Genomic DNA, 8,980 nt, shown 5'->3' on the forward strand with positions numbered 1-8,980 from the left:
GTGCCTCGCGCCGTCCTTGTCATCCTCGATGGTCTGCGCCGCGATCTCGTGACGCGGCAGACCACACCCCGTCTTGCCGCCTTCGCCGAGCGCGCTGAGCAGTTCTCTGCCCATCGCACAGTGTTTCCATCCTGCACGCGGGTGGTATCGGCGAGCCTGGCGACCGGTTGCCATCCGGCGCGCCACGGCTTGCAGGGCAACACCATGGCGCTCATGGAAGACGGGCGCCTCGTTCGGCACGATGCGGGTCGCCCCGACTTCCTCCAGCACAAGCGGCGCGTCACCGGTCGCGCTCTGGCCGTGCCAACTTTGGCCGAGCGCGTAACGGACAGCGGCGGTGCCGTCATCTTCAGCAACGTTTCGCCAGGAGCAGCCTATGCGCACGATCCGGATGGATTTGGGCGGGTCTATCATCGCGCCGGATCGTTCGGCCGCGGCCGCATCCCGCTACCGCAGGATGAGCAACTTCGCGTCGCGCTGGATGTAGAAGGCGACCGGGCAATGACCGAGCGCTTCATCCGCGAAGCGGTGTTGCCCCGGTCTGATCCTCCTGCTCTTGCGGTGCTGTGGCTCGGCGAGCCGGATGCCACGCAGCACGCCTTACCCATGGGATCGCCCGGTCATCTTGCGGTGTTGCAGCAGGCAGACCGCAATGCCGGGCGCGTCATTGACGCGGTGGCCATGCTCGCCGACAGGGACGATATTCTTTTGCTGATTGGATCAGATCACGGCCATCAGACCGTCTCCGGCGTCATCGACATCGACGAAGAACTGGTTACAGCCGGATTGAAGGAGAGCCTTGAATCAACCGACGTGGTCGTCGCCTCGAACGGTACCTCCGCGCTGCTTTACGTTCATCCCGATTTCGTCGCGCGCGTGCCGTTGGTCGGCGACTTCCTCGCCAATCAGGAATGGGCGGAAACCGTTCTCGATGGCGCCGCATTGGCGTCAGTGGGGCAGGGCCGGGATCACGGCCTCGCTTTTGCGGTCTCCATGCGCGCGAGCGAGGAGCCCAATGCCTACGGCGTGGCTGGCACCAGCCTCGTCGCAGAGCGCGCCGGTGGCAAGGCAGATATCCTCGGCAGCGGCCAGCACGGTGGCCTCGGCGCAGGCGAGCAAGCACCCTTTCTCATGATCGATGGCGCGGGCTTCAGCCGCGGCGTAGCGAGGCAGGAGCCTTCCTGCATCATCGACATCGCGCCAACCATTCTCACGCATCTCGGGCTTTCCGCCTCCGGAATGGATGGGCGTCCGCTCCAGGCCGTACGGGCTGGCCGCGATGGCTGAGATCGAACTGCGCCACATCGAGAAGAGCTATGGCGAAACCGCCGTTGTGAAGGGAGTGTCGCTGAGCATTCGTGATGGGGAGTTTCTTACCCTGGTGGGCCCCTCCGGATGCGGGAAATCGACCTTGCTGCGGATCATCGCCGGGCTGGAGGAGCAAGATGACGGCGAGGTCATGGTGGATGGCCGCTGCGTGAACGACAAGCGCCCCAAGGAGCGCGACGTCGCCATGGTATTCCAGTCTTACGCGCTCTACCCTCATCTTAACGTATTCGACAACCTCGCCTTGCCACTGCGGACCCGGCGCCTGAGCTTCGCCCAGCGGCTGCCATTTGTAGGCCGTGCCTTGCCGGGACGCGGCGGCATTGAAAAGACGATCCGCGCCGAGGTCGAGCAGGCAGCTTCGATGCTCGACATTGCCCATCTGCTGCATCGCAAGCCCGGCCAGCTTTCCGGCGGTCAGCGCCAGCGTGTCGCGCTGGGCCGCGCGATGGTGCGGCATCCCGCCGTGTTCCTGATGGACGAGCCGCTGTCCAACCTTGACGCCAAGTTGCGGGTGCAGATGCGCGCAGAAATCATCGCACTGCATCGCCGCCTGGGCGTCACCTTCGTGTACGTCACCCATGATCAGGCAGAAGCGATGACGATGTCCGACCGCGTCGCCGTGATGACGGCCGGCGAACTGCTTCAGGTCGGCCAGCCGGAGCAGCTTTATCGGGACCCGCAGGACCTGCGGGTCGCCGAGATGATCGGCAGCCCAAAGATCAACGTGGTTTCTTGCGACCATTGGATATCTTTGGGTGCGTCGCTTCCTCCAGGCGTTGATGGCAACACGACGCACCTCGCGTTTCGTCCAGAGGCCGTCGGGATAGCCGCGCCTGGGGATAGAAGACTCAATGGCGTCGTCGCTAGCGTCGAGAATCTTGGCGCTGATATCTTCCTGAACGTGGCGCTTGCAGATGGATGCGGCACCGTCGTCGTGCGTACGCATCCGGACGGATCGCGTTCCGAACCAGGCCGTCCGGTCGGCCTTCAGATCGACCCCGCCTGCTTGCTGCAGTTTGATAGCGCGGGCATGCGTCAGCGCCAGGCCGAGCAGGTAGGGGCCGCAGGGTGACAGCGCTTGACCAGAATCGCCCGCGCAGGGCCGACGCGAAACCAAGCCTTGCGAAGAGATCGGGAGAGCACGGGCTTGGTTGGCTCGCCGTATCGCCGGCGCTGCTGCTGCTGATCGGCCTTCTGTTCGGCCCGGTTGCGGCGGTGATGCTGTTCTCCCTGACAGACTGGCAGTTGGGATCATTTACTTTTCATTTCATCGGGACCACGAATTTCAGGACGTTATTCACGGACCCGACTTTCTGGAAGGCACTGAGCAATACGCTGGTTTATGCGGCCGTCGTCGTTCCGGGCACGGTGCTGCTCGGTCTCGTCGTGGCTCTGCTCATCGAGGCCAGTCCCGGCCTGCGTGGTTTCTACAGGGCCGCCCATTTCCTTCCTGTGATGTCCACAATGTCAGCCATGGCGATCGTATGGGGCACCATGCTGCATCCTACCATCGGCCTCGTGAACCGCGCCCTGGGCGCGATGGGGATTTCCGGGGTGAACTGGCTTAGGGACGAGCGTACGGCACTGCTCGCTCTGGCCTTGATCGGCATATGGCAAGGCTTCGGTTTCGCTATGGTGCTGTTCGTATCCGGCCTTAAGGCTATTCCGCAGCAGCTCTACGACGCAGCCGCCGTTGACGGCGCCGACGGCGTTCTGGACCGGCTGCGTTTCGTGACGTTGCCGATGCTGGGACCGGTCACCATGTTCGTGGTCATCCTGACGGCGACACGGGCTTTCGAGGTCTTCGACAGCGTTCGCGTCCTGACCCAGGGCGGGCCGAACTATGCATCCGAGGTGCTGCTGCACCGGTTCTACACCGAGAGCTTCGATTTCCTGCGCATGGGATATGGCGCAGCGCTCACCGTTGTCTATCTCGCAATCGTTGTGCTGCTTACGCTGACACAGGCGCGGCTTCTCGAACGGCGGGTTCATTATTCATGATCGCCCGCTTTCCAGGCCGGCGGTTCGCTGGCCGGGTCGCCCGGCATGCGATTCTTATTCTCACCGCCGCTTTTGCGCTGCTGCCCTTCGTCTGGATGGTGAGCCTGTCGCTCAAGCCGCCGGAAGAGATCTTCCAGGCCGACTTCCACCTTTGGCCGACGGCCTTTCATGGGGTCGAGAACTACCGCGTCGCGCTAACTGCGGCGCCGATGTTCCGCTTCCTGCTAAACGGATTGCTGGTCTGCACAGCGATCTTCGCGCTGCAACTCCTGGTCTGCATTCCATGTGCCTATGCACTTGCGAAGCTGCGGTTTCGCGGCAGGGACACCTTGTTCTCCGCCGTACTGGTCGGTCTGCTGCTGCCGCCTCAAGCGCTCGCCATTCCCCATTTCGTCATGTTGAACGTGTTTGGGCTCCTGGACACCTATGCCGCGCTGATCCTGCCGTGGGCGATCTCCACTTTCGGCATTTTCCTGCTGCGGCAGTTCTTTCGGTCCATACCCGACGAGATCATTCGCGCCGCCCGCCTCGATGGACTCGGCGAGTTCGAGATCATCTGGCGCATCATGATTCCCATGACAGCCCCGGCGCTGACCGCGTTTGGCATCTTTTCGGTCGTGGCCCATTGGAATGACTTGTTCTGGCCGCTAATCGCGGTGCGCCGCGAGGAAATTTCCACGCCTGCGCTCGGCATCCTGCTCTTTCGTGACGACGAAGCCGGGCAATTCTTCGGTCCGCTGATGGCCGGCGCCGTGATTATCGTAGCTCCGCTCCTCGTTGCGTTCCTGATCGCGCAGCGCCGGTTCATCGATGGGCTCGCTGTAACGACCATGAGGTAATCCAAAATGGAGACCGTCCGTGATTGATCGAATCGTAACCAGACTTTGTCCAGTGCTTGCCGGTGCCGCTGCCCTCATGGCAGTCGGGGCCACTGCTACGCGGGCCGAGGTAACACTCGACGTACTCTACACCACACCCGGCACCTTCAATGCGCTGCATCAGGAATTGGCCAGGCGCTTCACCGAGGCGCACCCCGACATCAAGGTGAAGTTCCGCAATCCCGTGGCGAGCTACGAGGAGGCCGCGCAACAGATCCTGCGTGACCAGATCACCGGTCGCCTGCCGGATGTGGCCTTCAACGGGATCAACCAAATTGGCCTGTTCGTGGATCGGGGATTAGGCGCGCCGCTGGACGGATTCGCGGCGGCAGATGGTGGGCTTGCCGAACTTGGCTATTACCCGACGCTTGCGGAACTCGGAAAATACAAGGGCAAGCTCTACGGACTGCCGTTCGCTATCTCGACGCCGGTGCTCTATGTGAATGCTGATCTGCTCGCAAAGTCTGGCACCGATGTGTCAGCGCTTCCAAAGACCTGGCCGGAGCTTCTGGCTCTGGGCAAGAACATTGAGGCGAAAGCGGGTACCGCGGCTACCGGTTTTTATTATCAGTGGGAGCAAACCGGCAACTGGTTATTCCAGTCGCTGGTGACGAGCAAAGGCGGCCGCATTCTCAAAGCCGACGGGTGCAGCATCGCCTTCGACGACGCAAACGGCATGTGGGCGCTAAAGACGCTCGAAGCTTTCGGCAGATCGGGCATGCCGAATCTCGGGCTCGGCCAGGCCCGGCAATCATTCGTTGCCGGCAACATCGCGATATCAGCGGATTCCACATCCTATGTGGCCGCGGCCGAGCGGCAGATCGGCGGTCGGTTCCAGTTCAAAACCGTCGCCTTTCCGCTCGCCGTCGCCGACGGGCGCCTTCCCGCAGGCGGAAACGTCGCTATGGTTTTCGCAAAGGACGCCGAACGTCAGAAGGCCGCCTGGAAATATGTGAAGTTCACCACGGGGCCGGTCGGCCAGACCGCGATGGTCAATTCCACCGGCTATATGCCCGGCAACGAGATCGCCGTGAAGACGCCGGAACTGCTCGGCGCTTTCTATAGAAAGCGTCCCAATCACCTGACCAGTATCCAGCAACTACCGCTGCTGACGGAATGGGCGTCCTTTCCAGGTGACAATTCGCTGAAAATCATTGAGGTGATCAAGCACCATATAGAGAGCCTGGTGACGGGTAAGCGTACGGCGGCGCAGGTCATGCCTGAGCTGGTTGGAGATGTGTCCAAACTTCTGCCAAAGTGCGGCGGCTAGCCAGCGTCGAACGAACGGGGCGGATTTAATCGGGCAGTCACGCTTGCGCCCTTGGTCACCTCGCTTGGCGGGCTCAGTGGCAGGCAAGCGCTACTGGAGCATCCAGGGAAGAAGGAGCACTTCATGAGGATGATCAAGGGACCAGGAATATTCCTCGCTCAGTTCACCGCCGACGCCGCGCCGTTCAACTCCTTCGACGCGATCTGCGAATGGGCCGCCTCGCTCGGCTACGAGGGGATTCAGATCCCGAGCTGGGATGGGCGACTCTTCGACCTGAGCAAGGCCTCGGAGTCCCAGGACTATGCCGATGAGGTGACGGGGATCGCAGCCGGTCACGGCCTTTCCATCACCGAACTCTCGACCCATCTCCAGGGCCAGCTCGTCGCGGTTCATCCGGCCTATGACGCAGCATTCGACGGCTTCGCCGTGCCGGAGGTGCGGGACAATCCCAAGGCGCGCACCGAGTGGGCCGTCGACCAGGTCAGGCGCGCAATCCGCGCCTCAAGGCGCCTCGGGCTTACGGCGCAAGCGACCTTCTCCGGCGCATTGGCCTGGCCCTATGTCTATCCCTGGCCGCAGCGTCCGGCCGGCCTCGTTGAGGCCGCCTTTGACGAGCTCGCCAGGCGCTGGCAGCCGATCCTTGATTATGCGGAGGAGCACGGCGTTGATCTCGCTTATGAGATTCATCCGGGCGAGGACCTGCACGACGGTGTCTCCTATGAGATGTTTCTCGAGCGAGTGAATGGCCACACGCGCGCGAACCTGCTCTACGACCCGTCGCACTTCGTGCTACAGCAGCTCGACTATCTCGACTACATCGATATCTATCACCAACGCATCAAAGCCTTCCACGTCAAGGACGCGGAGTTCAACCCGACGGGCCGCCAGGGAGTCTACGGCGGGTTCCAGAGCTGGGTCGATCGTGCCGGCCGCTTCCGCTCACTGGGCGATGGTCAAGTAGATTTCGGCGCGATCTTCTCCAAGCTCACGCAGTACGATTACGGCAGTTGGGCGGTGATGGAATGGGAATGCGCGCTGAAGCATCCTGAGCAAGGCGCGCGCGAGGGCGCCGAATTTATTAAAAGAAATATCATTCGGGTGACGGAGAAGGCTTTTGATGATTTCGCAGGTTCCGGCACCGACGACCGCATGAACCGCAAGATGCTTGGCATCTTCTGAGCGAGGAAGAAGAATGGCTATTGAGGCAAGCAGCGAAGCTGGCAGTCATAATCGTATCCGGCTAGGCATGGTTGGCGGCGGCCAGGCATCTTTCATTGGCGCCGTCCACCGCATTGCGGCGCGTATCGACGACCAGTTCGAGTTGACAGCCGGCGCGTTGGCGTCGGATCCGGTCCGAGCCAAGGCCTCGGCGAAGGAGCTCGGTATCGCCAACGACCGCGCCTATAGCTCCTTCGAAGAGATGGCGAAGGCGGAAGCCGCGCGCCCCGACGGGATCGAGGTGGTTTCGATCGTGACCCCCAACCACGTGCACGGCCCGGTCGCCAGGACCTTCCTTGAAGCCGGCATCCACGTCATCTGCGACAAACCGCTGACGACGACCGTCGCCGAGGCGGAGGAAATGGTGGAACTGGTCAGGAAGACAGGCAAGGTCTTCGTCGTGACCCACAACTACACGGGCTATCCCATGGTCCGACAGGCCCGCGCCATGGTCGCGAACGGCGATCTCGGCGAGATCCGGCTGGTGCAGGCCGAATACCTGCAGGATTGGCTGACGGAGCGGTTAGAAGCAAGCGGGCACAAGCAGGCCGCGTGGCGCACGGACCCGACCCGATCCGGCCCTGGCGGATGCATCGGCGACATCGGCACCCACGCCTACAATCTCGCTTGCTTCGTCACTGGACTTCAGCTTGACGAACTGCTCGCCCAGCTCTCGACCTTCGTCAGCGGCCGGCGTCTCGATGACGACGTCCAGATCCTCCTCAAGTGGAAGGGAGGTGCCAAAGGTATGCTTTGGGCGAGCCAGGTCGCGGTCGGCAATGAGAACGGCCTGACGCTGCGCGTCTATGGGACCAAGGGCGGCCTCGAATGGGTACAGGAAAATCCGAACCATCTCTGGTTCACCCGCTATGGGCAGCCCAAGCAACTCCTGACCCGCGGCGGTGCCGGGGCCTTGGTCGAGGCGGGCCGTCTCACCCGCGTGCCGTCGGGGCATCCCGAGGGTTACCTTGAGGGGTTCGCAACAATCTATACCGAGGCGGCGCGCGCTGTCCGCGCAGCACAGGCCGGCAAACCGCCCGATCCGGCGGTGATTTTCCCGACCGTCGAGGATGGCCTTGCCAGTGTGAAGTTCATCGAAGCTGCGGTAAGCTCATCCGCAAACAATGGCGCCTGGGTTCGGATCACGTGAATGCCGACGCGTCCATCTTATCCACGCCGCCCGGTCGATGCGGTGTGCTGGCATAGTGCTTCCACAGAGTTGGGCCGGCAATACTGAAAGCCGCGAGTCCTTGAGCATCCGCCGCGAGCTCGTGGTCTGCCGGTCAAGTCCGCCGCGTGCCCTGAGCGGCAAGGCTTCACGCTTTTAACGCTGGATATCGATGACGCTGCGGTGAAGGCGTTTGCAACAGCAGCGAAGGCGCTAAATGTGTCCCTTACTGTGCGAGGGACCGCCGTACCGGTGAACGTGCGCGTTACGAGGCGGCGCTAATACTTGTGCGACCGGATCCATTCGTCGCGTGGACGTCCAACAATGGCGAAGTCGATCCGGAAGCAGTTCTCAAGCGAGTGACAGCTTGGGAGCAATGACGGTCCTGGCCTAGGCTGAGGCGAGCGGGCAATCGTCAGGAATCGGGAACCTACTATCGGGCGGAGAAGGGGGACGATCGAGACGCCTCCGCTCCCAGGCCACGTTTCACTGGACTAAATTGGATACGTGCGTCCGCGATCAAATTCGCATATGTACGCAGCCCGAGGCGTAGCTCTCGCATCAGAGCGGGCCTGTTCGAAACAACACTCGCCATCAGCCACAGTTGGTGGCGAATCAACGACGGATTCAAGGTGGGCCATTCTAGCAAAGCGCGTATTGCAAGCCGGGCAACGAAGCGAACGAATTCTTCATCGCGGACTGCGATCTCTTCTTCATCGCCCCTAGGCATGTTGGCCCTCCATCTGCTGGCACAGTGGAGGAAGTCGGGTCGCAAAGGCGTCGTCTTTCTTGCTGAGAACGAGAATAGGGCCGAGCGGCTGGGTGCCGTCATTCATGCCCTCGCGCCTTCGTGCGATGTGCTCGTTTTTCCAAGACTGAATACGCTGCCGTTCGATCAGCTTGAGCCGTCGCACGAAATCGCGGGTAGACGAAGCTCGGTCTTGAGGCGCCTTGCCAAGCCTGAGAAGCCGATCCTGCTCGTATCCACGGCAGAGGCCGTGATGGAGCGCCTTCCCACGGCGGCGAGTTGGTCCCGGGTCATCCTCCGTTTGAAAGTCGGTGCCGCGTTCTCTGAACAAGATCTCCGGGCGCGGCTTGAGGCCCTCGGATACGACC

The 8,980-nt window shown here is 62.1% G+C and carries 7 protein-coding genes and 1 pseudogene; all 8 read left to right on the forward strand.

Features of this window, described 5'->3' with window-relative positions; genetic code table 11:
* A complete protein-coding gene (locus tag CQ13_RS37810) occupies positions 1-1,287 on the forward strand; it encodes an alkaline phosphatase family protein (protein ID WP_057847826.1) in 1,287 nt (428 codons plus the stop codon).
* Complete coding sequence (locus tag CQ13_RS37815; RefSeq protein WP_057847861.1) at positions 1,280-2,401, forward strand: ABC transporter ATP-binding protein; 1,122 nt, start codon at positions 1,280-1,282, stop codon at positions 2,399-2,401. The genes CQ13_RS37810 and CQ13_RS37815 overlap by 8 nt, the downstream gene beginning before the upstream one ends.
* Entirely contained in the window at positions 2,398-3,330 is a 933-nt protein-coding gene (locus CQ13_RS37820; RefSeq protein ID WP_057847827.1) for a carbohydrate ABC transporter permease, read from the forward strand. Before CQ13_RS37815 ends, CQ13_RS37820 begins: the two co-directional genes overlap by 4 nt.
* Positions 3,327-4,169, forward strand: a complete 843-nt coding sequence (locus CQ13_RS37825; RefSeq protein ID WP_057847828.1) for a carbohydrate ABC transporter permease — start codon at positions 3,327-3,329, stop codon at positions 4,167-4,169. The genes CQ13_RS37820 and CQ13_RS37825 overlap by 4 nt, the downstream gene beginning before the upstream one ends.
* A 52-nt stretch (positions 4,170-4,221) precedes the next feature.
* Positions 4,222-5,478, forward strand: coding sequence for an ABC transporter substrate-binding protein (locus tag CQ13_RS37830; RefSeq protein WP_057847829.1), 1,257 nt, complete (start codon positions 4,222-4,224; stop codon positions 5,476-5,478).
* Positions 5,479-5,601: 123 nt separating this feature from the next.
* Entirely contained in the window at positions 5,602-6,657 is a 1,056-nt protein-coding gene (locus CQ13_RS37835) for a sugar phosphate isomerase/epimerase family protein (RefSeq protein WP_057847862.1), read from the forward strand.
* A 13-nt stretch (positions 6,658-6,670) separates the two neighbouring features.
* A complete protein-coding gene (locus CQ13_RS37840) occupies positions 6,671-7,846 on the forward strand; it encodes a Gfo/Idh/MocA family protein (RefSeq protein ID WP_057847830.1) in 1,176 nt (391 codons plus the stop codon).
* A gap of 746 nt (positions 7,847-8,592) precedes the next feature.
* Positions 8,593-8,980 (forward strand): annotated as a pseudogene (locus CQ13_RS45080) (transcription-repair coupling factor); the annotation flags it as partial.

Origin of the sequence: Bradyrhizobium retamae (genome assembly GCF_001440415.1) — a bacterium.
In the GTDB taxonomy this organism is placed as follows: Bacteria; Pseudomonadota; Alphaproteobacteria; order Rhizobiales; family Xanthobacteraceae; genus Bradyrhizobium; species Bradyrhizobium retamae.